This is a genomic window from Symbiobacterium ostreiconchae (assembly GCF_055396975.1).
Genome location: NZ_AP042454.1, coordinates 587164 through 611794, shown reverse-complemented (window position 1 = coordinate 611794; position 24631 = coordinate 587164). Strand labels below are relative to the sequence as shown.

Sequence of the window (24631 nt, the reverse complement as noted above, 5' to 3'; positions counted from 1 at the left end):
GTACGATGAAGTTGCTCACGCTTCTGCTCGTGGGCTTCTTTCTGACCGGCTGCGGCGGCGCGCTGCCCGGCGCCGGCGGCCCGGGAGGCACGGGCATGGCGGCGCCGCCTCCCCGGCCGGAGGCGGTAGACCCGGGCCTGATGCAGGCCACGGACCGGTTCGGGATCCACCTGCTCCAGGCGGTGCACGCTGAGCGGCAGAGCGAGAACCTCTTCCTGTCGCCCGCCAGCGCCCAGATCATCCTCAGCCTCACGGCCAACAGCGCCCGGGGCGAGACCCGGCAGGAAATGCTGGAGGCCCTGGGGTACGCGGGCATGGATCTGGACGCGGTCAACCAGGCCATCCGCGACCTGCGGGGCATCCTGGCCCACCCCGGTAAGGGGGTCGAGCTGAGCGCCGCCAACGCCATCTGGCACCAGAAGGGCATGGCGGTGGCCCCGGCCTTCCTGGAAGTGGCCGCGCAGCGGTACGGGGCGCAGGTGAACGAGACCACCTTCGGGGAGCCGGCCGCGGCGGAGGCCATCAACCGCTGGGTCGCGGACCAGACCCGCGGCCGCATCCCGCGGCTGGTCGACCAGACGCGGCCCGACGACGTGATGTGGCTCGTCAACGCCCTGTACTTCAAGGGCGAGTGGCAGAAGCCCTTCGATCCCCACCGCACCCATGACCGCCCCTTCACCCTGCCGGACGGCCGGAGCGTGCAGGTCCCCTTCATGCACCAGACGGCCACCTTCGGCTACCTGGCGGAGGAGGGGCTGGTGGGCGTGCGGCTGCCCTACGGCGAGGGCGACCTGGCCCTTTATGCCTTCATGCCGGACGCGTGGGAAGGCTTTGTGGAGGGGCTGACCCCCGAGCGCTATGCGGAGTGGATCGCCGGGATGGGCCTGCGGGAGATCCGCCTCGCCATGCCCAAGGTGAAGCTCACCGATCAGGCGGAGCTGAAGGAGCCGCTGGCGGCGATGGGCATGGAGCGGGCGTTCACCCCCGGCCAGGCTGACCTGGGCGGCCTGTTCACGGAGAGCCCGGAGCTCTACATCAGCCGGGTGATCCAGAAGACCTTCCTGGAGATCCACGAGGAGGGGACCGAGGCCGCGGCCGCCACCGGCGTGGGCGTGACCCTGACCAGCGCCCCGGCCGAACAACCGCCCGAGGTGGTGCTGAACAGGCCGTTCCTGCTGGCGATCCGGGACGACCGGACCGGCGTGACCCTCTTCCTGGGCGCGATCGTGGATCCGTCGTAGGGGGGTGCTGCATGCGGATGTCAGCCATGCGTAAGCGGCTCATCCTGCCCGCCGTGCTGCTGGCCGGGCTCCTGCTCCAGGGCTGCGGCGGCCTGCTGCCCGGTGGCCAGGGCCTGGCCGCGGCGCCTCCCCGGCCGGAGTCGGTGGACCCGGCCCTGGCGGAGGCTGCCGACCGCTTCGGGATCGGGCTGCTCCAGGCGGTGTACGCGGACCGGCAGGGTGAGAACCTGTTCCTGTCGCCCGTCAGCGCCCAGGTGATCCTCAGCCTGACCGCCAACGGCGCCCGGGGCGAGACGCAGCGGGAGATGCTCGCCGCCCTGGGGTACGGGGAGGCGGACACCGGTGCCGTGAACGAGGCCATGCGGGACGTGTGGGGTATCATGGCCCATCCCGGCGAGCAGGTGGAGCTCACCACGGCCAACGCCGTCTGGTACCACAAGGGGTTCGAGGTGGTGCCGGCCTTCCGGGAGGTGGCCCGGGAGCATTACGGTGCGGAGCTGTACGAGACCGAGTTCGGCAGGCCACAGGCGGCCGAGGCCATCAACCGCTGGGTGGCGCGCCGGACCCGGGATCGCATCCCGGCGTTGATCGACAAGACCTCCGAGGACACCCGCATGGTGCTGGTGAACGCTCTCTACTTCAAGGGCGAGTGGCAGGAGCCGTTCAACCCCGACCGCACGGAACCCGGGCCCTTCCACCGGCCGGACGGCAGCGTGGTGCAGGTTCCGTTCATGCGCCAGACGGAGACCTTCGGCTACCTGGCGGAAGATGGGCTGGTGGGGGTGCGGCTGCCCTACGGCGAGGGCGACCTGGCGCTCTACGCCTTCATGCCGGACGAGTGGGACGGCTTCGTGGAGGGGCTCACCCCCGGGCGGTTCCGGGGGTGGATCGACGGAATGGCGGAGGAACCGATCCGGCTGGCCTTGCCGAAGGTGCGGCTGGAGGACGCCCACGAACTTCAGGATCCTCTCCGCGCGCTGGGCATGGAGCGGGCGTTCGACGCCGAGCAGGCGGATTTCAGCGGGCTGCTGGACACCCCTGAGCCGCTGTACGTGGACCGGGTGATCCAGAAGACCTACCTGGAGATCCACGAGAAGGGCACCGAGGCGGCCGGCGCCACCGCCGTGGAAATGAGGGCCGGCAGCGCGCCGCTTGCCGCACCCCCTGAGGTGGTGCTGGACAGGCCCTTCCTCCTGGCGATCCGGGACGACCGCACCGGCGTCACGCTGTTTTTGGGCGCGATCCTGGACCCGTCGTAGACAGCGGAAATAACAGCGCTCCCCCGGCCCATTCCGGGCCAGGGGGAGCGCCTCGTCTTCCGCCGTCTCTCCTAGTCGCCGATCTTCTGGGCCTCCTCCAGGACCGCCGCCGGGATGTCCAGGCCCAGGGTCTCCACCGTCTTGGTGTTGATGATGAGGCTCAGGTCCTCGTTGTACCGCACGGGCAGATCGCCGGGGTTCTTGCCCTCCAGGATGTCGACCACCACCTCGGCGGTCAGCTTGCCGTGCAGGTAGTAGTCGAGGCCGAACGTGGCCAGGGCGCCCTGCTCCACATAGCTGTCCACCGACGAGATGGCCGGGATCTTCTGGCTGTTGGCCACGTCGATCACCGCCTGGACGCCCTGCGCGAGGGTGTTGTCGGTGATGAGGTAGAGGCCGTCCACCCGGCCGACCAGGGACTGGGCCGCCTGCTGCACTTCCGTGGCGTTGGCCACGGTCGCCTCCACGATGTTCAGCCCCATCTCTCCGGCGGCGGCGTGGATGTCGTTCATCAGCGCCACCGAGTTGGCCTCGCCGGCGTTGTAGATGACGCCGAGGTTGGTCACCTTGAGGCCCAGCCGGTCGAACAGCTCCATCTGGATCTTCACCGGCACCAGGTCAGAGGTCCCGGTGACGTGGCCGCCGGGCTTCTGCAGGTCCGAGACCAGGCCGGCGCTGAGCGGGTCGGTGACGGCGCTGAAGACCACCGGGATCGGGTTGTTCTTGGTGGCGTTCACCGCAGCCTGCGCGCTGGGCGTGGCGATGGCGATGATGAGGTCCTTCTTGTCGGCGACGAACTTCTCTGCGATCTGCTGTGCCAGGGGCTGCTCGCCCTGGGCCGACTGGAAGTCGATCTCGATCTCCTTGCCGTCCTCGTACCCGGCCTCCCGCAGACCGTCGATGATGCCCTGCCGGGTGGCGTCCAGGGCCGGATGTTCCACGATCTGGGTGAGGCCGATCCGAATCGGCCCGGCGGTCGACCCGGAGCCGGAGCTGTTATCGCTGGACCCCTGCGGTTGAGACGTGGTCCCGCCACACCCGGCCAGCACGAGCGCGGCGGTCAGAAGCACTGCGCATACGCGACGCACGGCAGATCGCCCTCCTCTGTGCCTTCCAAACTGCTCTCTATGTGCGAACCCCCGGGAAGGGGAAGCCGCCTAGTTGGCCAGGACGGCCCGGTCGTAGCTGAACTCCTCGCCCCGCACCCGCTCGAAGGCCTGGCGGAGCCCCTCGATGGTCAGCCCCTGCTTCTCCGGGCCGCTGAGGGTGAAGAGGATGCGCCCTTCATGCATCATGACCAGCCTGTCGCCGAGGCGGATGGCCTGCTCCAGGTTGTGGGTGATCATCAGGGTCGTCAGCCGGTGCTGCCGCACCCAGCGGTTGGTCAGATCCGCGATGAGCGCGGCGGCCCGCGGGTCCAGGGCCGCGGTGTGCTCGTCCAGCAGCAGGATGTCAGGCCGCTGCAGCGTCGCCATGAGCAGGCTCAGGGCCTGCCGCTGTCCGCCTGAGAGCAGCCCCACCTTGTCGTTCAGGCGGTTCTCCAGCCCGAGGCCCAGGTGGGCCAGCTCCTCCTGGAACATGCGGCGCTTGGCGGCAGTGAGGGCCCAGCGCAGGCCCCGGGCGCGGCCCCGGGCCAGGGCGAGTGAGAGGTTCTCGGCCACGGTGAGGCTCGGAGCGGTGCCGGCCAGCGGGTTCTGCAGCACCCGGCCGATGCGCGCGGCCCGCTGCACTTCGCTCCAGCGGGTGACGTCGACGCCCCCCAGCAGGATGCGCCCCCGGTCCGGCGTGATCACGCCGGCCACCGAGTTCAGCAGGGTCGACTTCCCCGCGCCGTTGGAGCCCACGACGGTGACGAACTCGCCCGGCGCCAGCGTGAGGTCGATGCCCTTCAGCGCCTTCACCTCGTTGACCGTTCCCGGGAAGAAGGTCTTGTGAACGCCCTCGATGGTCAGCCCGGTCACCTGGCTTCACTCCCTTCCGGCAGCCGCACCGTCTTCTTGATCTGCGGGATGGACAGGGCGATGACGACGAGCGCAGCCGTGACCAGCTTCAGGTCGCTGGCCTGGAAGCCGGCCCTGAGGGCCAGCGCGAAGATCGCCCGGTAGATGATGGAGCCCAGCAGCGCGGAGAGGGTCGCCCGGAAGACGGTGGGGGCGCCGAAGAGCGCCTCACCGATGATGAGCGCCGCCAGGGCGGCCACGATGGTGCCGATGCCCATCTGCGCGTCGGCGAAGCCGCTGTACTGGGCCACCAGGGCGCCGCCCAGCCCCACGACCGCGTTGGAGAGCGTGAACGCCAGGAGCCGCATGCTGTCGCTGCTGACGCCGAGCATGCGCACCATGCCGTCGTTATCCCCCGTTGCCCGGAGCGCGAGCCCGAGTTCGGTGCGGAAGAAGAGGTTCATCAGGAGGACCATCAGCGCGGCGATGCCCGCGAACAGCGCCAGCCTGGCCCAGCCGTCGTCCGGCACCAGGGTGTCGAGGGTGAACAGGGCGATGTTGGAGCGCCCCATGATGCGCAGATTGACCGAGTACAGCCCGGTCATGGTGATGATGCTGGCCAGGAGCGGCTGCACGCGCAGGCGGGTGTGGATGAGCCCCGTGATGGCGCCGCCGGCAGCCCCGGTGACGAACCCGGCGAGGGTGGCGAGCAGCGGGTGAACGCCCATCGTCAGCAGGCGGGCGGCCGTGGCCGCGCCGGTGGTGAGCGTCCCGTCCACCGTCAGGTCCGGGACGTTCACCACCCGGAAGGTCATCCAGACCCCGAGGGCGACCAGTCCCCAGACCAGGCCTTGTTGCAGGACAGGCAGCAGAAAGTTGAGGACGAATTCCATGACGACGCCTCCAATCGGGAACGCACTTTCGGGTTCAGAAATTGAGAAGGCCCCCCGAAGACGCGGGCGGCCCAGGGTTGGAGTTCCGGCGTGGTGAAGATGTCTCCTCGACTCGTGCCCATGCAACGTCACGCTATGCAAGTCTGCAGACTTGGCCACTATGATACTTTACCAAGATGAAGTGTGTCAATAGGAATCGGACAATTGGCTTGAGGTTGGCTGCAGGAAATCGGATGGCTATACTGATGGTATGGTCAAGTGTATTGGTGCCATTCCCGAAGCGAAGCCGCGCTCGTGGCGGCACAGGCTGACGGCGCCCCTTTCCGCCGTCGCCAGACAGGTGGCCGAACTGGAGGAAGGTGCAGGGCTCCGGCGGCTGGCCGGGCGGCTGGCGGCCCTGGACCTGGGCGACCGCGCCGTGCTGGTGGTGCGGCCCGCCCTGGGCTTCATGACCGTCGATCTCTGCCTCATCGGCCCGGGACGGGCCCTGGTCATGAACGCCCTGCACTGGGCCGGCGACATCGTGCCCGGGAAGAAAGGCGAGTGGCGGGGGGCCGGGGGGAAGGTGGATCTGGGCCGGCCCGACCGGAGGGCCCGGGTGTTCTGCGACCGGCTCGCTTTCAGCGGCCGCGCCCGGGGCATCGCGCTGGAGCCGGTGGTTGTGTTCACGGCGGGCCCGGCCCGGTGTCTCAGCGATGATGCAGAGGCGGCGCTGGTACAGTGGGACGAGCTGGAACCGTTCGTCCACAGCCGGATTCACCCCTCCGCCGTCGGCTTCCCTGCGGAGGATCTGGTCCGGCTGATCAGCCCGCCCGGCACCCGGCCGATTACCGAGTAAAGGAGGCGCGCCATGCACCTGAACCGCTTCTGGTCCTCCGTGTGGACGGCGGCCGGCTTCCTGTTGCTCATCACCCTGGTGCAGATGATCGCGGACCAGGTCGTGACGCTCTTCGACCTGCTGACGTTCCAGGCGCCTTCCGCGGCGCAGTGGGCCACGCGCGTCAGCCATGCGGTCGTGCCGATCCTCGCCGCACGCACGTACATCGACTGGCGCTGGGGCTGGAAGGCGGACAACGCCGGGCTCCGGGGGACTCCGGGCGCCGTCTTCTGGCTGCTCCCCGGCCTGGCCGGCGGCCTGGCGCTCGCCGGGGTGGCCTTCCTGCTGGACGGCTGGGGGCGCGTGCCGCAGCTCAACCTGGCCGCAGGGCCCCTGCTGCAGGCGGCCTTGACCGCCGTGGCGCTCTTCGGCGTCGAGTTCATCCTGCGCGGCGTTGTGATCTCACGGTTCCAGCACGATCTGTCGGGACGGGACGTCCTCATCCTGGCCCTGGCGGCGCCGGTGGTCTGGGTGGTGCTGGCCGCATCGTTCGGGTTCGGATGGCCGGCCCAGCCGCTCCGGGGCCACTTCGGGGGGCTGGCGGGCATCGCCTTCTCCGCCCTGCTGAGCCTGCTCTTCCTGCAGACCCGGTCGGTCTGGCTGGTGGCCGGCGTGCATATCGGGCTGTACCTGGGCCGGACCGTGCTGGGCCTGGCGTATACCCAGGCGGCGCTGTTTCTGGTGGCGGCCGTGCCGGCCGGCGTGCTCCTCTGGCTCGAGCTGAACCGCTTGCGGACGGTACGGCCCGCCGGCCCGCGCCAGGGGAAGCGTCGGACCGTCTATGGCAAGACGATCCGCGGCCCGTGGGGACCGCATTAGAACATATGGCCGTGCGGAGCACGGCGCACCTGCAGCGGTGCGCCGTGTATTTTTATGCTTGCATTCTGCATAGATATTCGCTACACTCTTTGCTATCAAGGGTAGGGGGCGCGTGTGATGACGGTGATGACCCTGAAAGGGAGGGACTTCATCTCGCTCCACGACTGGAGCAGAGACGAGCTCGAAGAGGTGCTGGAGCTCGCGCAGTGGCAGAAGGCCCGCCTGAAGGCCGGCATTCGGGACGAGCCGTTGAAAGGGAAGCAGCTGGGCATGTACTTCGCCAAACCGTCCACCCGCACGCGGCTTTCGTTCGAGGTGGGCATCCGCCAGCTGGGGGGCGACGCGCTGTTCCTCTCACCGCACGATCTGCAGGTGAGGCGCGGGGAGACCCTCGCGGACACGGCCCGTGTGATGAGCCGCTTCCTCGACGGCATCATGATCCGCACCTTTTCCCACCGGGAGGTGCTGGAGCTGGCCGAGCACGCGACCATCCCCGTGATCAACGGTCTGACCGACGAAGAGCACCCGTGCCAGGTGGTCGCGGACCTGCTGACGGCCCTGGAGCGGTTCGGCACCCTGGAGGGGCTGAAGCTGGCCTACGTGGGGGACGGCAACAACATGGCCCACAGCCTGATGGACGGCGGCGCCAAGTTCGGCATGCACGTGGTCGTCGCCAGTCCCGAGGGGTTCCAGCCCGATCCCGCCCGGGTCGCCCGTGCACAGGCGACGGCTGCGCAGCACGGCGGCAGGGTCGAGGTGGTGACCGATCCGGTGCTGGCGGCCTCGGGAGCGCACATCGTGTATACGGACGTCTGGGCCAGCATGGGCCAGGAGGCAGAGGCCGAGCGGCGGAAGAAGGCCTTCGCCGGCTACCAGGTGACGCCCGAGCTCATGCGCTGTGCCGCGCCCGAAGCGGTCTTCATGCACTGCCTCCCGGCCCACCGGGGCGAGGAGGTGGCCGCCGAGGTGATCGACGGCCCGCAGTCTGCGGTGTTCGACGAGGCCGAGAACCGTCTGCACGCGCAGAAGGCGATCATGACGCTGATCATGGCCTAGACGGGAAGAACAGCAAAGCAGCCAGCACGGTGGTCGTGCTGGCTGCTTTGCCGATGCGTCGTTATACGGTTGCCTTGGCCGCAGCGGCCTCCTCGCCGGTGATCCGGGCGAGGAACTTGCGGTACATGGGCCGGAACCAGTAGTCCACACCGATGTAGCCGGCGTAGGCGCCGCCCAGGGCGACCAGGATGAACTCCAGGATGAGCAGGTTCGGGTTGGTGCTGATGGTGCCGCTCAGGATGAAGGCGAAGTTCATCACCATGCCCATCACGGCGGCGAAGATGGTGGCGAAGCCGACGATCAGGGCCAGGCCGACGAGGAACTCGCCCACGGGGACCAGGAAGTTGAACAGGCCCACGTTAGGCAGGGCAAAGTTCTCCAGGAAAGCGGCCCACCAGCCCTGGACGACCGGCTTGGCGCCCTCGGAGGCGGGGATCGACTTGGCGATGGCACCCTTCAGGAAGCCCGAGGCGTCGAAGCCGTCCACAAGCTTGTGCCAGCCGGCGGTCATCCACTGGTAACCGACGTACAGACGGATCACGAGCCAGATCCAGCTGCCCTTGGCGCCCTTGAAGTACTCCAGCATCTTTCCGTACTCCTCCTTAATGAAGACATACAACCGCATGATAGAAATCCGACGGGTTGATGCAAGCTGTCCTCACGTTTCTTACGAACTTGTTACAGCCACACTGTAACATCGCAGCGCCGCTCTCCGCCATCCTTCGATTTGATTATTGTAGGTCTAGCACTTTGGTACTGTCTCCGGGTGCCGAAAGATCTCCCTCCGGCAGAACCGGTCTAATCCGGACGAGTGCCCCCGGCTCCGGAACGGAGGTCCACCGGGTACGGACCCTACTGCGATCGCGGTTCTTTTGCTCATGGCTGGTCCCTTCCAGTCTGTGATACCCTGTAAACAGGAGACGTGCCGGGGGGTGGCGATCATCACCGGACGAGCGACACTCAGCAAACTGCTCCCGCACAGGCGCTCCCAGCCTCCCGCGAACCCGGAGAAGGAGGCCGGCCCATGCGGCGGCCAGTGTCTGCTGTGCGTGGCGGCCTGCCCGTCCGGCGCGCTCATGTGGATCGGCAACGTGTGGCGGCTCGACCTCTCTCACTGCCTGGGCTGCCGGCTCTGCTTCCTCGCCTGCCCGGAATCCGTGAACTAACATGTAATGAAGAGATAGAAATGGCGTCATCACGCGGCGAACCGGCCTCTGCGGAGGCCGGTTTATTTTGTGTCTAGAAATATCGCTGAATGTGATAAAAATAACTAGTGTTCTCATAGAACGAAAGGAGGAGTTATGGGCGGACATTCAGAATACAATGGCCGGGATGAATGGCCATTCATTCAGTTAGTCTCCAGGGGGGAACCGGAACCGCACATGAGGGGGAGGGGAGGAAGTGTCGAACGGATACGCCGCAAAGCCCTGGCTCAAGGCCTACCCGCCGCAGGTGCCGGCCGCGCTGCAGTACGAGGATGTCGCCCTCTACGACCTGCTGGTGCGAGCCGCTGAGAAGTACGGCGACGCCACCGCGACGGTGTTCTACGGAGCCCGGCTCACCTACCGGCAGCTGTACGAACAGGCCCGCCGACTCGCCGCAGGGCTGGTCCGGCTGGGCGTGCGCAAGGGCGACCGGGTGGCCATCATGCTGCCCAACTGCCCGCAGGCAGTCATCGCCTACTACGGGGCGCTGATGGCCGGGGCCATCGTGGTGCAGGTCAACCCGCTCTACATGCCCCGAGAGCTCCGGCACCAGGTGAGCGACAGCGGCGCCAGGATCATGATCGCCATCGACCTGGCGTACCCGAAAGTGAGCCAGCTCAACCTGGAGCACGTGGTGTACACCGGAATGCAGGATTACATGCCGGTGCCGCTCAGGTGGATCGCGCCGCTGAAGCTGAAACCGCCCCGCATCCAGTACCGGAAGGGCGTGCTGCCCTGGGCGCGGCTGCTGGATGCCGAGCCCATCGCCGAGCCCGTACCGGTCAACCCGGCGGAGGACCTGGCCCTACTTCAGTACACCGGCGCCACCACCGGCCTTGCCAAGGGCTGCATGCTCACCCACCGCAACCTGGTCGCCAACGTGATGCAGACCGAGGCGTGGCTCTACAAGGCCAAGCGCGGACCCGAGCTGGTCACCCTGGCCGCACTGCCGTTCTTCCACGTCTACGGCATGACCACCCTGATGAACTTCACCATCCACATGGGCGGAACGATGGTGCTGCAGCCCAAGTTCGAGGCCGGGGAGACGCTGAAGCTCATCCAGAAGTACCGTCCCTCCATCTTCCCCGGCGCGCCGACGATGTACGTCGCGCTGAACAACTTCCCCAGCGTGGAGAAGTACCGGCTGGACTCCATCGAAGCTTGCATCTCGGGGGCGGCGCCGCTGCCGGTGGAGGTCCAGGCCGAGTTCGAGCGGCTGACCGGCGGCCGGTTGGTGGAAGGCTACGGGCTCACCGAGGCGTCGCCGGTCACCCACGCCAACCCCATCTGGGACCGGCGGAAAGAGGGGTCCATCGGCCTGCCCTGGCCCGACACGGAGTGCCGCATCGCCGATCCCGAAACGGGCGAGGACGTGCCGGTCGGCGAGGTGGGCGAGCTGCTGATCCGCGGCCCCCAGGTCATGAAGGGATACTGGAATCTGCCGGAGGCCACGGCCGAGGCCCTGCGGGACGGCTGGCTCCACACCGGCGACATGGCCCGCATGGACGAGGAGGGCTACTTCTACATCGTCGACCGCAAGAAGGACATGATCATCGCCGGCGGCTTCAACATCTACCCCCGCGAGGTGGAGGAGGTGCTCTACCTGCACCGGGGCATCAAGGAGGCGGCGGTGGTCGGCGTGCCCGATCCCTACCGGGGGGAGACGGTGAAGGCCTTCATCGTGCCGCGCGAAGGAGTGACCCTCGACCCCGAAGAGATCAAGCAGTTCTGCCGTGAGCATCTGGCAGCGTACAAGATTCCGCGGCTCATCGAGTTCCGGGAAGAGTTGCCCAAGTCCCTGGTCGGCAAGGTGCTGCGGCGCGCGCTTCTCGAGGAGGAGAAGAGCCGGAAGGAGGTTGTGTAGTGTCCACGCGGAGCGGCGACAAGTACGCCGCGATCCTGGATGCCGCTCAGCACGTCATCGCCCGGCAGGGCTACCACAATGCGCAGATCTCGCGCATCGCGGCCGAGGCGGGCGTCGCCGCCGGAACGGTCTACCTCTACTTTGAGAACAAGCCCGACCTGCTGATCTGCCTGTTCCGGGAACGCCTGAAGCTCCTGGTCAGTGAGATCAAGGAGGCCATCGGGGACGCGGCCGATCCCCGGGAGAAGCTGCGGCGGGCCATCGCACAGCATCTGCGGTCCCTGGGCACCCGGCCCGAGCTGGCGGCCGTGACGCAGATCGAGATGCGCCAGGCCGACACGCAGGTGCAGCAGCGAATCAGCGCCCTGATGCAGGACTGGTTCGGGGTCATCGACCAGATCATCGCGGAAGGGCAGGCATCCGGGCTGTTCACCCGTGAGGTGCCGTCGAAGCAGATCCGCAACCTGATCTTCGGCACCCTGGATCAGACCGTGACCGCCTGGGTCATGTCGGGGTACAAGTTCGACATCCAGGCCCTGGCGGAGCCCACCTACCGGCTCATCGCCCATGGCGTCATGGAACACCGTGAAGGAGGCGTGGGGAATGGAGATTCTTGTTCTCCTGAAGCAGACGTTTGACACAGAAGCCAAGGTGACCGTGAAGGACGGCCGGGTGGTCGACGACGACGTCACCCTCGTGATCAACCCGTACGATGAGTACGCCGTGGAGGAGGCCCTGAAGATCCGGGAAGCCGTCGGCGGCACGGTGACGGTGATCTCCGTCGGCCCGGCCCGGGTGGATGAGGCCCTGCGCCGGGCGCTGGCCATGGGGGCGGACGAGGCGGTAGCCATCGACCCGCCGGCGGACGCCGATGAGTTCGTGGTGGCCAGCCTGCTGGCTGCCTGGGCGAAGGACCGCAAGTTCGACCTGATTCTGGCCGGAAACGTCTCCGTAGACACCGGCGCCGGCCAGACGGCCCTGCGCGTGGCCGAGATCCTGGGCCTGCCCCATGTGGCGGCTGCCCTCAAGGTAGAGATCGCAGGCGACTCGGCCACGGTCCACCGGGACGCTGAGGGCGACACCGAGGTGGTCACGGTGCCCCTGCCGGCCCTCATCACCGCACAGCAGGGTCTCAACGAACCGCGGTATCCGTCGGTGCCGGGGATCATGAAGGCCAAGCGCAAGCAGATCACGCGGCTCTCCCCGGCGGACCTTGGGGTTGACGCCGCGCCGAAGACGGCCGTCACCTCTGTCTACCAGGCCGAGCAGAACCGGCTCAACAAGATGCTCGCCGGCACGCCTGAGGAGCAGGCCCGGGAGCTGGTCCGTCTGCTCCGCAGCGAAGCCAAGGTTGTATAGGGGAGGGCGCAAGAGGTATGGCACGCAACGTTCTCGTGGTGGCTGAGGTTCGCAACGGGGCCATTCGCCCTGTGTCGTTCGAGTGCATCGCCGTCGGCCGGGCGATCGCGGAGGGCGGCAGCATCACTGCCGTGCTGCTGGGGCAGCCGGGCGGCGACGGCGCCGAACTGGTCGCCCGGGGCGCCGACCGGGTGGTGGTGGTGAAGGGCGACCACCTGCAGAATTACACGCCGGACGGCTGGCTGTCGGCCCTGCAGCAGGTCTACCTGCAGGAGAAGCCCGACGTGGTCCTGATGGGTCACACCGGGATCGGCCGCGACCTCCTGCCCCGGTTCGCCATGCGCAACGGGGCCGGCATGATCAGCGACGCCATCGCCGTGAAGGTGGAGGGCGGCCAGGTGGTCTTCACCCGCCCGATTTACGCCGGCAAGGCGTACGCGACCCAGGTGGTGACCGAGGGGCTGATCGTGGCGACGATCCGGCCTAACAACATCGCGGCCCTGGAGGCCGACGCCGGCCGTACCGGCGAGGTCGTGGAGACCGAGGCGGCCCCGGCCGACCTGCGCACCGTGATCAAGGAGATCGTGCGGCAGGCCACCACGGGCGTGGACCTGACCGCGGCCAAGGTGGTGGTGGCCGGCGGGCGCGGCGTGCGGTCGGCCGACGGGTTCAAGCCGCTGTACGAGCTGGCGGAGGTCCTGGGCGGCGCCGTGGGAGCCAGCCGCGCTGCGGCGGACGCGGGCTACTGCGACTACGCCCTGCAGATCGGCCAGACGGGCAAGACCGTCACGCCCGACCTGTACATCGCCTGCGGCATCTCGGGGGCGATCCAGCACCTGGCGGGCATGAGCGCCTCCAAGGTGATCGTGGCCATCAACAAGGACCCCGAGGCGCCGATCTTCAAGGTGGCCGACTACGGCATCGTCGGGGACCTGTTCGAAGTGGTGCCGCTCCTGACGCAGGAGTTCAAGGCGCTGCTGGGGTAGGCGCCCCGCTGCCGCGGGCGCACCGGGAACACCGTGAAAGTCCGTGACGAGACCGAACTGCAAGGAGGGAGAGACCCGTGCCCAACGCGATCCGTAAGGCGGCGGTCCTGGGAGCCGGCGTCATGGGCGCCCAGATCGCGGCGCACCTGGCCAACGTGGGCATCCCGACCCTGCTTCTGGACATCGTGCCGCGGGAGGTCACGCCCGAGGAGGCTGCGAAGGGGCTGACGCTGGAGTCCCCGGCCGTACGCAACCGACTCGCGACGGCTGCCCTGCAGAACCTGCAGAAGCTGAAGCCCTCCCCGCTCTACTCCAAGGACGTCCTGCGGCTGATCACCCCCGGCAACCTGGAGGACGACCTGCCCAAGGTGGCCGAGTGCGACTGGGTGGTCGAGGCCGTCATTGAGAACCTGCAGATCAAGAAGGATCTCTGGCAGCGGGTGGCCACGTACCACCGCCCGGGGATGATCGTCTCCTCCAACACCTCCGGCATCTCGATTCAGGCGATGGTGGAGGGAACCCCGGAGTCCTTCCGCCGCCACTTCCTCGGCACCCACTTCTTCAACCCGCCCCGCTACATGAAGCTGCTGGAGCTGATCCCCACGCCGGACACCGACCCCGAGGTCGTCTCCTTCATGGCGGACTTCGCCGAGCGGGTGCTGGGCAAGGGCGTCGTCCTCGCGAAGGACACCCCCAACTTCATCGGCAACCGCATCGGGGTCTTCGGCATGATGGTCACCCTGGAGGAGATGAACCGGCTGGGCCTGACCCCCGACGAGGTGGACGCCCTCACGGGCAAGGCGATCGGCCGGCCCAAGTCCGCCACCTTCCGCACCCTGGACGTGGTCGGCATCGACACCTTCTGCCACGTCGCAGACAACTGCCGGGCCACCATCCCCGACCCGGAAGAGGCCCGGATCTTCACGGTCCCCGAGCCGATCCGCGACATGGTGAAGCGGGGCTGGATCGGCCAGAAGGCCAAGCAGGGCTTCTTTAAGAAGGAAGGCGGCCAGATTCTGACCCTGGACCTGGAGACGATGGAGTACCGCCCCCGCAAGAAGGCCAGCTTCCCGTCGCTGGAGGCCGCGAAGGCGAATGCGGATCTGCGCAGCCGCGTGCGGGCCCTCGTGTTCGCAAAGGACAAGGCCGGCGAGTTCCTCTGGGCGGTCACCAAGCGGACCCTGCTCTACGCGGCGGAGAAGGTCGGGGAGATCGCCGACGACGTGGTCGCCATCGACAACGCCATGAAGTGGGGCTACAACTGGGAGCTCGGGCCCTTCGAGATGTGGGACGCCATCGGACTGGAACCGTCCATCGCCCGCATGGAGGCCGAGGGGCACACGGTTCCCGAGTGGGTCAAGGAGGCGGCCCGGAAGGGCGGCTTCTACAAGCGGGAATCGGGCCGCAGCTTCTTCATCGCCAGGGGCGAGTACACCCCTGTGCCCGCCAGCGAGCGCATCATCGACATCGAGGCCCTGCGGGAGACCGGCCGGGTGGTGCGCGAGAAGAAGGGCGCGACCCTGCTGGATATGGGCGACGGCGTGCTCCTGATGGAAACGCATTCGCCCAAGGCGGCCATCGGCTTCGACATCATCAGCCTGTGCAAGGTGGCGGCGGAAGAGCTGGCCAGCGGCAGGTGGAAGGGCCTGGTCATCGGCGCCCGGACCGAGAACTTCTGCGTCGGCGCCAACGTGGCGATCATGCTCATGGAGGCGCAGGAGGAGGAGTGGGACGAGCTCGAGTTCATGGCGCGTGAGTTCCAGAACGCGTTCATGGCCTTGAAGTTCGCCCCGAAGCCGGTGGTGGTGGCGCCCTACGGCCTGACCCTGGGCGGCGGCTATGAGCTGTGCGCCGTCGCGGACCGGGTCGTGGCCGCCGCCGAGAGCTACATCGGCCTCGTCGAGGTGGGCGTGGGCGTGATCCCGGGTGCGGGCGGCAACAAGGAGATGCTGATCCGCGGCCTGGAACGCCTGCCGGCGGGGGTCCAGGTCGACACCCAGCCCATCCTCAACCGCATCTTCGAGACCATCGCCACCGCCAAGGTGGCCACCTCGGCCCGCGAGGCCCAGGAGATGGGCTACCTGCGGCCCACCGATGTGATCGTGGTCAACAAGGATCATCAGCTCTACGAGGCCAAGCAGACGGTCCTGGCCATGGAGGCCGCGGGGTACCGTCCGCCCGAGCCGGCGCTGATTCCCGTGGCGGGGCCGGAGGGCCGGGCCGTGCTGGAGATGGGCGCCTACGGCATGTTCCTGGGCGGCTGGGCCACCGAGCACGACCTGCTCATCGCCCAGAAGCTGGCCTATGTGCTCACGGGCGGCAACGTGCCGGGAGGCACGAAGGTGACCGAGCAGTACCTGCTCGACATCGAGCGCGAGGCGTTCCTCAGCCTGCTGGGCACGAAGAAGACCCAGGAGCGCATGGCCCATCTGCTCAAGACCGGCAAGCCGCTGCGGAACTAAGGAGGTGGCGACGAGTTGCGCGAGGCAGTGATTGTAACCGGCGTCCGTCTGGCACAGGGGAAGGCGCCGAGGGGCTCGCTCCGGCATGTGCGACCGGAGGACATGGCCGCGACAGTTATTAAGGAAGCGATCGCACGGACACCCGGACTCGAACCCGCAGCCGTGGAGGACGTGGTGATGGGCTGCGCGTTCCCCGAGGGGGAACAGGGCCTGAACATCGCCCGCAACGCCGCCATCCGGGCGGGGCTGCCGACCTCGGTCCCCGGCTTCACCATCAACCGGTTCTGCTCTTCGGGCCTGAACGCGATCGCCATCGCCGCCAACGCCATCATGGCCGGCAACATGGACATCGCGATCGCCGGCGGCGTCGAGTCCATGAGCCGGGTGCCCATGGGCGGCCATACCCCCCGCCCGCACCCTGACATCGTCGCGAGCTACCCGCAGCTGTACATGTCCATGGGCCACACGGCCGAGGTCGTCTGCGCCCGGTACAACGTCAGCCGGGAGGACATGGATGCCTTCGCCCTGGCCTCCCACCAGAAGGCGGTTGCGGCCATCGATGCCGGCAAGTTCAAGGACGAGATCGTGCCGATCACCGTGAAGGAGCGGATCTTTGACGGCAAGCGCGTGGTGGAGAGGGAGTTCGTCTTCGACACGGACGAGGGGGTCCGCCGGGACACCTCGATGGAGGCTCTTGCCCGTCTCCGCCCGGCCTTCTCCGCCAACGGCCAGGTGACGGCAGGGAACTCCAGCCAGACGACCGACGGGGCCGCCGCCGTGGTGGTGATGTCCGCCGAAAAGGCGCAGGAGATGGGCCTGAAGCCCATGGCCATCTTCCGCTCCTTCGCGGTGGGCGGCGTCGACCCCGAGGTGATGGGCATCGGCCCCGTGGTGGCGGTTCCCAAGGCCCTGCGGCAGGCGGGCATCACGCTGGCCGACGTGGACCTGATCGAGCTCAACGAGGCGTTTGCCTCCCAGTCCCTGGCCGTCATCCGGAAGCTCGAAATGGACCCGGCCAGGGTGAACGTCAACGGCGGGGCCATTGCGCTCGGCCACCCGCTGGGCTGCTCGGGCGCACGGCTGACCGTGACGATCATGCACGAGGCCCGGCGCCGCAAGGCCAAGTACGGCCTCGTGACCATGTGCGTCGGCGGCGGCATGGGCGCCGCCGGAGTGCTGGAGTTCGTGCACTAGCATAAAGGAGGTTCCGCACATGTCTGAGACCGCCAACGTCTTGAAGGGAGGCTCTTTCCTCCTCTCCCAGGCGAGCCCCGATCAGGTCTTCACGCCGGAGGACCTGAGCGAGGAGCAGCGGATGATCGGCAGCACGGCCCGCGAGTTTTCCGAGAAGGTGTTCGCGCGCCTGGCCGAAATCGAACAGGATAAGCCCTTCCACTCCCGGCCGCTCCTGCGCGAGCTGGGCGAGCTGGGCCTGCTGGGGCTGGAGATTCCCGAGGAGTATGGCGGGATGGGGCTCGATAAGGTGACTGCTACCGTTGCGACGGAGGAGTACTCCCGGGCCGGATCCTTCGCCATCACCATCGGCGCCCACACCGGCATCGGCAGCCTGCCCATCGTCTACTTCGGCACGCCCGAGCAGAAGGCCAAGTACCTGCCCAAGCTGGCCTCCGGCGAGTGGGTCGCGGCCTACGCCCTCACCGAGCCGAACGCAGGCTCCGACGCGCTGGGCGCCCGCACCACCGCGAGGCTCTCCGAGGACGGCAAGTACTGGATCCTGAACGGCACCAAGCAGTGGATCACCAACGCCGGCTTTGCGGACGTCTTCGTGGTCTACGCCAAGGTCGACGGCGAGAAGTTCTCGGCCTTCATCGTCGAGCGAAACTTCCCCGGGGTCTCGATCGGCCCGGAGGAGAAGAAGATGGGCCTGCACGCCTCCTCCACCTGCTCGCTGATCCTGGAGGACGCCAAGGTGCCCGTGGAGAACCTGCTCGGCGAGATCGGCAAGGGGCACGTCATCGCGTTCAACATCCTGAACATCGGCCGCTGGAAGCTGGGCGCCGGCACCGTCGGCTCCAGCAAGATGGTCCTGGCCACCTCCATCGAGTACGCCAAGACCCGCAAGCAGTTCGGCAAGCCCATCGCCGAACTCCGGGCCATCCAGCAGAAGCTGGCCGACATGGCCGTGCGCACCTATGTCACGGAGTCCATGGGCTACCGGACCGCCGGCCTCTTCGACGCGAACCTGGCCGGCCTCGACGCCAACGCCGACGGGCGGGAAGCGGCCCGGCGCATCGAGGAGTACGCCATGGAGTGCTCCATCATGAAGGTGTTCGGCACCGAGGCCTTCGACTTCGTCGCCGACGAGGGCGTGCAGATTCACGGCGGCTACGGTTACATGGATGAGTACATGGTCAGCATGGCATACCGGGACAGCCGCATCAACCGCATCTTCGAGGGCACCAACGAGATCAACCGGCTGCTCATCCCGGGCACCCTGGTCCGCCGGGCCATGAAGGGCCAGCTGCCGATCATGCAGGCGCTGGCCGGCCTGCAGGACGAGCTGATGAACCTCACGCCGTTTGAGGAGTCGGATGAGCCCCTGGCCCAGGAGCTCTTCATGATCGACCGGGCCCGGAAGATCTTCCTGATGCTGGCCGGTCTCGGCGTGCAGAAGTACCAGATGGCGCTGGAGCACGAGCAGGAGCTGCTCATGGGCGTGGCCGACATCGCCATCGAGATCTACGCCATGGAGTCGGCGGTGCTCCGGGCGCTGAAGGCGGTCCGGCGCGGGCAGCCCGGCCTGAAGGTCGAGATGGCCACGATCTACTGCCAGGAGGCCTTCGAGCGGATTGCCTCCACCGCCCGCACGCTGCTGCCGGCCGTGGAGGAGGAGGGCGACACGCTGCGTACGCAGCTCTCGATGCTCCGCCGGCTCAGCCGGTATACCCCGGTCAACACCGTGGCGCTCAAGCGGAAGATCGCCGAGCGGCTGCTGGAGAAGGGCGAGTACGTCTGCTAGGACGGAGCAGCCAGGATGTAGAGATGAAGGGGAGCGGTCCGGCCGCTCCCCCTTTTTCTGCCTGGGCGGGATGCCCAGATTTAAGATCGCGCGGAAAAAATCTATTCGAGGAATGGAAGGTATTTCATGACCGTGTATAGAACATGCAATACCATGCGTAGTTCATGAGTAAATCATCCGTCCGTATTGGATCCAAGAAAAGATATTTGGCGTATTCACCGCACTCTTCCCCCAGCGCCAAAGGCACACCCGCCGAAAGACGGGGCCGCAAAGCCACGGGGCTAAAGGAAGTCACCTTCCCATGCTAGCCGGGCTGCCGCTCGGGACGCTGCCGGTCTTGCGTCGCAGCGTCTGCTGGAGGGTGCTTTTTGCGTAGTTATTTTTACCGGCAAACGATTGTCGGTTTTTCGACGCCAGGAGGTTTCTCGCGTTTACGGGTAGAAGTTCCCCTTCGTGGATTAGCCACTCCTTGGACTTTCGGGCAGGAACTCTCTCTGACACCGCGAATAATTACACGAATAATATGCACATAGTCCCAACTTTGAGCCATTGTGGTATAGAGTCCCCCAGCCAGACGGAGGGGTTGTGCACATGGAGAACCCACTGAGCCAAGCGGAAATTGATGCCCTCGTAATGACGACGGGCACCAACGTCCGCACCTACGATTTCCGGAGGCCGAGCAAGTTCAACAAGGACTTGATCCGGACCCTGGTGCTGGTGCACGAGAACCTCGCCCGGCTGCTTCAGTCGTACCTGTCTGCAGGGCTGCGCACCTGGGTCCAGATCAACGTGCGTTCCACCAACCAGTTCACCCTCTCGGAGTTCACGCAGCTGCTCCCCAATCCCACCATCGCGCTCTCGTTCCGCCTCAATCCCCTGCCGGGAATCTGCCTGCTGGAGATGAGCCACAACATCGCCTTCGCGATCATCGAACGGGTCTTCGGCGGACCGGGCAGCGACGCGCAGCCGCAGCGGGAGCTGACCGAGATCGAACTGGGCATCATCCAGCGGGTCGTGCGGGACACCTTCGGCCCGATGAAGGAAGCCTGGCGGAACGTGGCCGAAATCGACCCGACCATCGAGTCGGTGGAGACGAACCCGGTGTTCATCCAGGTGGACAATCCCACAGAGGTGGTGGCGGCCATTACCCTGGCGGTGGAGATCGGCGAGCACCTGGGTCACATGACCTTCGCCTTCCCTTACTCCACCGTCGAGCCCGTTTTGTCCCGTCTCTCGCCGCAGTCGTGGCTGGCCGAGACCAAGCACAAGAGTCCTTCCGAAGAGGAGAGCCTGCGGCGCGCCGTGCAGGGGGCGCCCCTGCCGGTGACCGCTCAGCTTGGCAAGACCCGCATGCGACTCGGCGAGTTTCTTGCATTGGCGGTCGGCGACGTCATCCGGCTGGACGCCCGGGTGGGGGACGAACTGCCGGTTTTTGTCGGCAACAAGCTCGCCTTCCATGCAAAACCCGGCGTGGTGGGTGACCGCATGGCCGTCCAGATCACGCGCCGGGTGACCTGACAACCGGTGAAGTGGTGGAGCAATGAAAGTTGAATTCCTGAACCCCTTTGTCTACGCCGGACTCAAGGTTCTGGCCTCGGAGGCCGGGCTGAAGAGCGTCGTCTCCGACAAGCCGCAGATGCGCAAGGCGATTGCCACGCTGCACGCGGTGAATGTGGTCATCGGCGTCATGGGATCGGTTCAGGGGATCGTCATCTACGGCATGGAGCTGGCGATGGCCAAGGGCATCATCCGGGCCATGACCGGTCAGGACTTCCCGATTACCGACCCCATGGCCGAGTCGGCCCTGGGCGAGCTCGCGAACCTCATCACGGGCTACGCCTCCGGCACCCTGGAGCAGGCGGGCTGGCCGAGCCGCATCTCGCCCCCGCGCATCGTCAGGGGAACCGGCGTCCGGTTCGCCAACTCCGTGATCAACATGCTGACCGTACCGATCATCACGGAACTCGGGCAGATCACGATCTACCTGGCCCTGCGGGAGGTGGACCCCGCAGCCGCCAGGTCAGCCGGCGGCGAAGGTCCCACGGGAGGGATGGCAGATTGATTCGGGGCATTGAAGCCTCCAGATCGGGCATGGCGGTGGAGCAGCTGCGCACGGACGTGCTGGCCGACAACATCGCCAACATGAATACGAGCGGGTTCAAGCGGGCCACCGCGACGTCGGTGGAGTTCGACAGGATGCTGATCCACCGCATGGGCGATCCCACGGACCCCAGGTCCCAGGAGGTGGGCACCTTGGGGAACGGCAGCCGGGTGGACCAGGTGGTGGTGGACGAGCGCCAGGGCGACATCTACGAGACGGGCCGGGCGCTGGACCTCGCGCTCGAGGGGCCCGGCTGGTTCCTGGCCCAGCGGCCGGACGGCAGCCTCTACCGCACCCGGAACGGCACCTTCCGCCAGATGGCCGACGGCACCATTACCACCGCCGAGGGATACCGGGTGCTGATGGAGGCCCCGGGCGGCCTGGTTCCGCTGGTGGTGCCCGGCGTGGAGCCCACCTTCCAGGCCGACGGCACGATCCTGGCGGACGGGATGCCCATCGGCCGGCTGGCCCTGGCCGATGCCGCCCCGGAGACCCGGCTGCACAGCCGGCGGCTGGAGGCCTCCAACGTGGATCTGGCCAAGGAGATGACCGACCTGATCGTCACCCTGCGGGCTTACCAGGTGAACCAGCGGGCGCTCCGGGTGCAGGACGAGACCCTGGCCCGAGCGGTCACCGAGATCGGCAAGGTCTGATGGACGGCGAGGAGGGGGATAGCCCATGATCGGTCGTGACCTGGCCGCCCGCATCGTGGAACAGGCCATCGACGCGGCGTCGCTGCGGCAGCGGGTGCTGGCCAACAACCTGGCCAACGCGATGACGCCCGGATTCAAGCGGTCTCGGGTCGATTTCGAGACCGAGCTGGCCCGGGCCCTGGCCAAGGGGGGCGACCCAGACCAGGTGCGCCCGACGGTCGTGCGGGAGACCGATTCGATCGGCCGCCCCGACGGCAACAACGTGGACGTGGAAGCGGAGTCGGTGAAGATGGCCGCCAACCAGATCTGGTACGCCGCGCTCACGCGACAGATCAACGACCACTTTGCCCGGCTGCGCATGGTGATCACGGAGGGGAGGCGCTAGTTAAATGCGGATGTTTCAGGCCATGGAGGCCAGCGCTTCGGCCCTGACCGCCGAGCGGCTGCGCATGGACGTGATCGCCAACAACCTGGCCAACTACCGCACCACCCGCACGGCGGAGGGCGGGCCCTACCGCCGCCGCACCGTGGTGGTGGAGGAGCGGCCCAATACCTTCGCCGGCGAGCTGGCCAGGCAGGCGGGCCGGCCGGCCGAGCCCGGGCTGGGGGTGCGGGTGGCGCAGATCGTGGAGGATCCCAGCCCCTTCAAGGAGGTCCACGATCCCACGCATCCCGACGCCGACCCGGTCACCGGCATCGTCCGCCTGCCCAACGTGGACCTGCTCCAGGAAATCACCGATCTCATGCTGGCGCAGCGCATGTACGATGCCAACCTGACGGCGTTCAACGCCGCGAAGAACATGGCCCTCAGGGCCCTGGAGATCGGCCGCTAGCCGCTAGGAGAGGAGAACCGCCATGGACATTCAACGGATCAACGCCATGCTTTCGCTGGAGCCGACGATCTCCCGCGAGAACCGCAGTGAGGTCCGGGAGGGCACCTCCTTCGGCGACGTGTTGGCCAACGCCATCCGGCAGGTGGAGCAGGATCAGCGCCACGCCAACGAGATGGCCGTCAGGCTGGCGGCCGGGGAGGTCGAGGATATCGCCCAGGTCATGATCGCCTCTGAACGCGCGAGCCTCAGCCTCAACCTCGCCATCCAGGTCCGGAACAAGGTCATCGAAGCTTACCAGGAAATCATGCGCATGACCTTCTAAGTCAAGACCTAGACCGCACCTGCACCAACCTCAGCGGGGGGAGACCACTTGGCTAATGCGGGCTCCGATGTGATGGGGCGAGTCAAGCAAATCTGGGGCGGGATGAGCCGGCCGGTGCGCTGGCTCACCGTGGGCCTGCTGGTGGCGCTGGCCCTTTCCCTCGCCGTCGCCGTCTACCTGAACCGGCCGCGGTGGGAGGTCTTCTACAAGGCCAGTGACCCCAGCGAGGTCAGCACGCTGGTGGCGCACCTGGATGAACTGGGCGTCCCGAGCCGCGTCACCGGCAACGGGCTGGTCATCGAGGTGCCCGCCCGGGAGCGCAGCGCCGCCAACCTGGCGAAGGCGCAGGCCGGCCTGCCCAGCTCGGGACACGTGGGTCTCGAGATCTTCGCCCAGCCCCAGTTCGGCGCAACCGAGTTCGACCGCCAGGTGAACTACAAACGGGCGATGGAGGGGGAGCTGTCCCGCTCCCTGATGCGCATCGCCGACATCGAATACGCCAAAGTGAATCTCAATGTACCCGAAAAGTCCGTCTTCGTGCGGGATGAGGAGCCGCCCTCGGCCGCGGTCCTCGTTCAGCTCCGGTCCGGACGGACCCTCGACGCGGATAACGTCACCGCAATCATCAATTTCGTTGCCAGCTCCGTCGAGGGGCTGACGCCGGACCGGGTGACGGTGATCGACAGCCAGGGACGGGAGCTCAGGCCCGCCGACGACGATGCGCAGCGGCTCGACGCCGAGGCGCTCGCCTTCCAGCGGCAGCGGGAGGAGCAGCTGACGCAGAAGCTCCTCCAGGTGCTGGAGCCGATCTTCGGTCGGGGCAACGTCGCGGCTTCCGTGACGGTGGAGCTGGACCACCAGTCCTCCCGCACCGAGGAGCGGATCGTGGGCCAGGGCGTGCCCGTCGCCACCGTGTCGGAGCGGTCGGGCTCCCAGACCCAGGGCACCAGCACCGAGCCCGCGCCGGTCAGCACGCAGCTGCCCGGCCAGGGGGAGACCCCGGGGGTCACCGCGCCCGCCGTGCCCATCTACCAGGAGCCCAGCGTCTCCACGGAGTCCGGCGAGTCCTACCAGAGCCGCACCGAGACCCGGTACGACGTGGGCGAGCGGAACCAGGTCACCGTGTCGCCCGCCGGTTCGGTGAAGCGCATCAGCGCGGCGGTGACCATCAACCAGGATACCCTGACCCAGTCCGAGATCGACCTGATTCGACAGCACGCGGCCAGCGCCACCGGGGCGCAGCTCTCCGACGTGACCGTACTGGCCATGTCCTTCCGCCCGACCGCGCAGGCGGATGCTGCGCCGCCCGCGCCGGAGGCTGCGGCGGGTTCCCGGCTCTTTGACGCCAGGGCCCTGGCCATCGGCCTCGGGATCGCGTCGTTCCTGCTGATTCTGGCCGCACTGCTGACGCGGCGGCGCGAGTCCGAGCCCGAGTTTGCGCTGCCGGGCCATCCGGCCGTGGGCACGGCCCTCGACGTGGCGCTGGGGCTCGACCAGCCGCTTCCGGTCCAGCAGGCCGCGGCCGCAGAGGCGGCGCCGGCGGCACCGGAGGCACCGGAGGCAGCCCCCGCCGAGGAGACCGACGTGCAAATCACAGGGGAGATGACGGCCGCGGAGAAGTTCGAGGAAGTCATGAAGCGGCGGCGGCCCCCGCGGCAGCCGATCGATCCGGAGGATTTCATGGACGACGACATCCTGGCCGACATCGACGTGCTGCTTGAGCAGGCGCCCGAGGCCTGCGCCGAGGTCATCCGGCACTGGCTGAAGGGGGGGATCTAGCG

24 protein-coding genes and 1 riboswitch are annotated in these 24631 nt (G+C 67.4%); of the genes, 20 read left to right on the top strand and 4 right to left on the bottom strand.

Going from position 1 to position 24631, the window contains the following annotated elements; all coding sequences use genetic code 11:
* The first annotated feature begins 5 nt into the window (after positions 1–5).
* Both ACZ5UM_RS02890 and ACZ5UM_RS02885 read left to right on the top strand, forming a co-directional pair.
* Entirely contained in the window at positions 6–1241 is a 1236-nt protein-coding gene (locus ACZ5UM_RS02890) for a serpin family protein (protein ID WP_464846872.1), read from the top strand.
* A gap of 17 nt (positions 1242–1258) precedes the next feature.
* Positions 1259–2500, top strand: coding sequence for a serpin family protein (locus ACZ5UM_RS02885; protein ID WP_464846871.1), 1242 nt, complete (start codon positions 1259–1261; stop codon positions 2498–2500).
* 71 nt (positions 2501–2571) lie between these two features.
* Here the strand turns inward: ACZ5UM_RS02885 and ACZ5UM_RS02880 are convergent, their stop codons facing one another.
* From ACZ5UM_RS02880 to ACZ5UM_RS02870, 3 genes are all read right to left on the bottom strand, one after another.
* Complete coding sequence (locus tag ACZ5UM_RS02880; protein WP_464846870.1) at positions 2572–3588, bottom strand: ABC transporter substrate-binding protein; 1017 nt, start codon at positions 3586–3588, stop codon at positions 2572–2574.
* A 69-nt stretch (positions 3589–3657) separates the two neighbouring features.
* Positions 3658–4461: an ABC transporter ATP-binding protein gene (locus tag ACZ5UM_RS02875; RefSeq protein ID WP_464846869.1), complete on the bottom strand. Its 804-nt coding sequence runs from the start codon at positions 4459–4461 to the stop codon at positions 3658–3660.
* The gene (locus tag ACZ5UM_RS02870) at positions 4458–5333 is read right to left on the bottom strand and encodes an ABC transporter permease (protein WP_464846868.1); all 876 of its coding nucleotides are present in this window, start codon (positions 5331–5333) and stop codon (positions 4458–4460) included. The genes ACZ5UM_RS02875 and ACZ5UM_RS02870 overlap by 4 nt, the downstream gene beginning before the upstream one ends.
* 250 nt (positions 5334–5583) lie before the next feature.
* Between ACZ5UM_RS02870 and ACZ5UM_RS02865 the strand changes: the two genes are divergently transcribed.
* The 3 genes from ACZ5UM_RS02865 to argF all read left to right on the top strand — a co-directional run bounded on the left by ACZ5UM_RS02865 (position 5584) and on the right by argF (position 8085).
* Entirely contained in the window at positions 5584–6171 is a 588-nt protein-coding gene (locus tag ACZ5UM_RS02865; protein WP_464846867.1) for a hypothetical protein, read from the top strand.
* A 12-nt stretch (positions 6172–6183) separates the two neighbouring features.
* Positions 6184–7029: a hypothetical protein gene (locus ACZ5UM_RS02860; RefSeq protein ID WP_464846866.1), complete on the top strand. Its 846-nt coding sequence runs from the start codon at positions 6184–6186 to the stop codon at positions 7027–7029.
* Positions 7030–7146: 117 nt separating this feature from the next.
* Positions 7147–8085 carry an ornithine carbamoyltransferase gene (gene argF / locus ACZ5UM_RS02855; protein ID WP_464846865.1) on the top strand — a complete coding sequence of 313 codons (939 nt, stop codon included), beginning with the start codon at positions 7147–7149 and terminating at the stop codon, positions 8083–8085.
* Positions 8086–8146: 61 nt separating this feature from the next.
* On the opposite strand, the gene ACZ5UM_RS02850 is transcribed toward argF, so the two are convergent.
* A complete protein-coding gene (locus tag ACZ5UM_RS02850; protein ID WP_464846864.1) occupies positions 8147–8671 on the bottom strand; it encodes a DoxX family protein in 525 nt (174 codons plus the stop codon).
* A gap of 346 nt (positions 8672–9017) precedes the next feature.
* On the opposite strand from ACZ5UM_RS02850, the gene ACZ5UM_RS02845 reads away from it, so the two are divergent.
* From ACZ5UM_RS02845 to fliF, 15 genes are all read left to right on the top strand, one after another.
* On the top strand, positions 9018–9251 hold the full coding sequence (locus ACZ5UM_RS02845) for a 4Fe-4S dicluster domain-containing protein (protein ID WP_464846863.1): 234 nt from the start codon (positions 9018–9020) through the stop codon (positions 9249–9251).
* Between the two features lie 235 nt (positions 9252–9486).
* Positions 9487–11154 (top strand): long-chain-fatty-acid--CoA ligase, encoded by a 1668-nt coding sequence (locus ACZ5UM_RS02840; protein WP_464846862.1) that lies wholly within the window; start codon positions 9487–9489, stop codon positions 11152–11154.
* A complete protein-coding gene (locus ACZ5UM_RS02835) occupies positions 11154–11792 on the top strand; it encodes a TetR/AcrR family transcriptional regulator (RefSeq protein WP_464846861.1) in 639 nt (212 codons plus the stop codon). The genes ACZ5UM_RS02840 and ACZ5UM_RS02835 overlap by 1 nt, the downstream gene beginning before the upstream one ends.
* Positions 11758–12513: an electron transfer flavoprotein subunit beta/FixA family protein gene (locus ACZ5UM_RS02830; protein WP_464846860.1), complete on the top strand. Its 756-nt coding sequence runs from the start codon at positions 11758–11760 to the stop codon at positions 12511–12513. Before ACZ5UM_RS02835 ends, ACZ5UM_RS02830 begins: the two co-directional genes overlap by 35 nt.
* A 17-nt stretch (positions 12514–12530) precedes the next feature.
* The gene (locus tag ACZ5UM_RS02825; RefSeq protein ID WP_464846859.1) at positions 12531–13499 is read left to right on the top strand and encodes an electron transfer flavoprotein subunit alpha/FixB family protein; all 969 of its coding nucleotides are present in this window, start codon (positions 12531–12533) and stop codon (positions 13497–13499) included.
* A gap of 77 nt (positions 13500–13576) precedes the next feature.
* On the top strand, positions 13577–15961 hold the full coding sequence (locus ACZ5UM_RS02820) for a 3-hydroxyacyl-CoA dehydrogenase/enoyl-CoA hydratase family protein (protein ID WP_464846858.1): 2385 nt from the start codon (positions 13577–13579) through the stop codon (positions 15959–15961).
* A 15-nt stretch (positions 15962–15976) separates the two neighbouring features.
* Positions 15977–17155: an acetyl-CoA C-acyltransferase gene (locus tag ACZ5UM_RS02815; protein WP_464846857.1), complete on the top strand. Its 1179-nt coding sequence runs from the start codon at positions 15977–15979 to the stop codon at positions 17153–17155.
* Positions 17156–17174: 19 nt separating this feature from the next.
* Complete coding sequence (locus tag ACZ5UM_RS02810; RefSeq protein ID WP_464846856.1) at positions 17175–18941, top strand: acyl-CoA dehydrogenase family protein; 1767 nt, start codon at positions 17175–17177, stop codon at positions 18939–18941.
* A gap of 232 nt (positions 18942–19173) precedes the next feature.
* Positions 19174–19262: riboswitch (cyclic di-GMP riboswitch) on the top strand.
* Between the two features lie 270 nt (positions 19263–19532).
* The gene (gene fliM / locus ACZ5UM_RS02805) at positions 19533–20459 is read left to right on the top strand and encodes a flagellar motor switch protein FliM (protein ID WP_464846855.1); all 927 of its coding nucleotides are present in this window, start codon (positions 19533–19535) and stop codon (positions 20457–20459) included.
* Positions 20460–20481: 22 nt separating this feature from the next.
* Positions 20482–21003 (top strand): chemotaxis protein CheX, encoded by a 522-nt coding sequence (locus ACZ5UM_RS02800; protein WP_464846854.1) that lies wholly within the window; start codon positions 20482–20484, stop codon positions 21001–21003.
* A complete protein-coding gene (locus ACZ5UM_RS02795) occupies positions 21000–21695 on the top strand; it encodes a flagellar hook-basal body protein (protein ID WP_464846853.1) in 696 nt (231 codons plus the stop codon). Before ACZ5UM_RS02800 ends, ACZ5UM_RS02795 begins: the two co-directional genes overlap by 4 nt.
* A 25-nt stretch (positions 21696–21720) precedes the next feature.
* Positions 21721–22080, top strand: a complete 360-nt coding sequence (locus ACZ5UM_RS02790) for a flagellar basal body rod protein FlgB (protein ID WP_464846852.1) — start codon at positions 21721–21723, stop codon at positions 22078–22080.
* Between the two features lie 4 nt (positions 22081–22084).
* Positions 22085–22528 carry a flagellar basal body rod protein FlgC gene (gene flgC / locus ACZ5UM_RS02785; RefSeq protein WP_464846851.1) on the top strand — a complete coding sequence of 148 codons (444 nt, stop codon included), beginning with the start codon at positions 22085–22087 and terminating at the stop codon, positions 22526–22528.
* Between the two features lie 22 nt (positions 22529–22550).
* Positions 22551–22850, top strand: a complete 300-nt coding sequence (gene fliE / locus ACZ5UM_RS02780) for a flagellar hook-basal body complex protein FliE (protein WP_011197119.1) — start codon at positions 22551–22553, stop codon at positions 22848–22850.
* Positions 22851–22898: 48 nt separating this feature from the next.
* The gene (fliF, locus tag ACZ5UM_RS02775; protein WP_011197118.1) at positions 22899–24629 is read left to right on the top strand and encodes a flagellar basal-body MS-ring/collar protein FliF; all 1731 of its coding nucleotides are present in this window, start codon (positions 22899–22901) and stop codon (positions 24627–24629) included.
* Positions 24630–24631 lie beyond the last annotated feature (2 nt).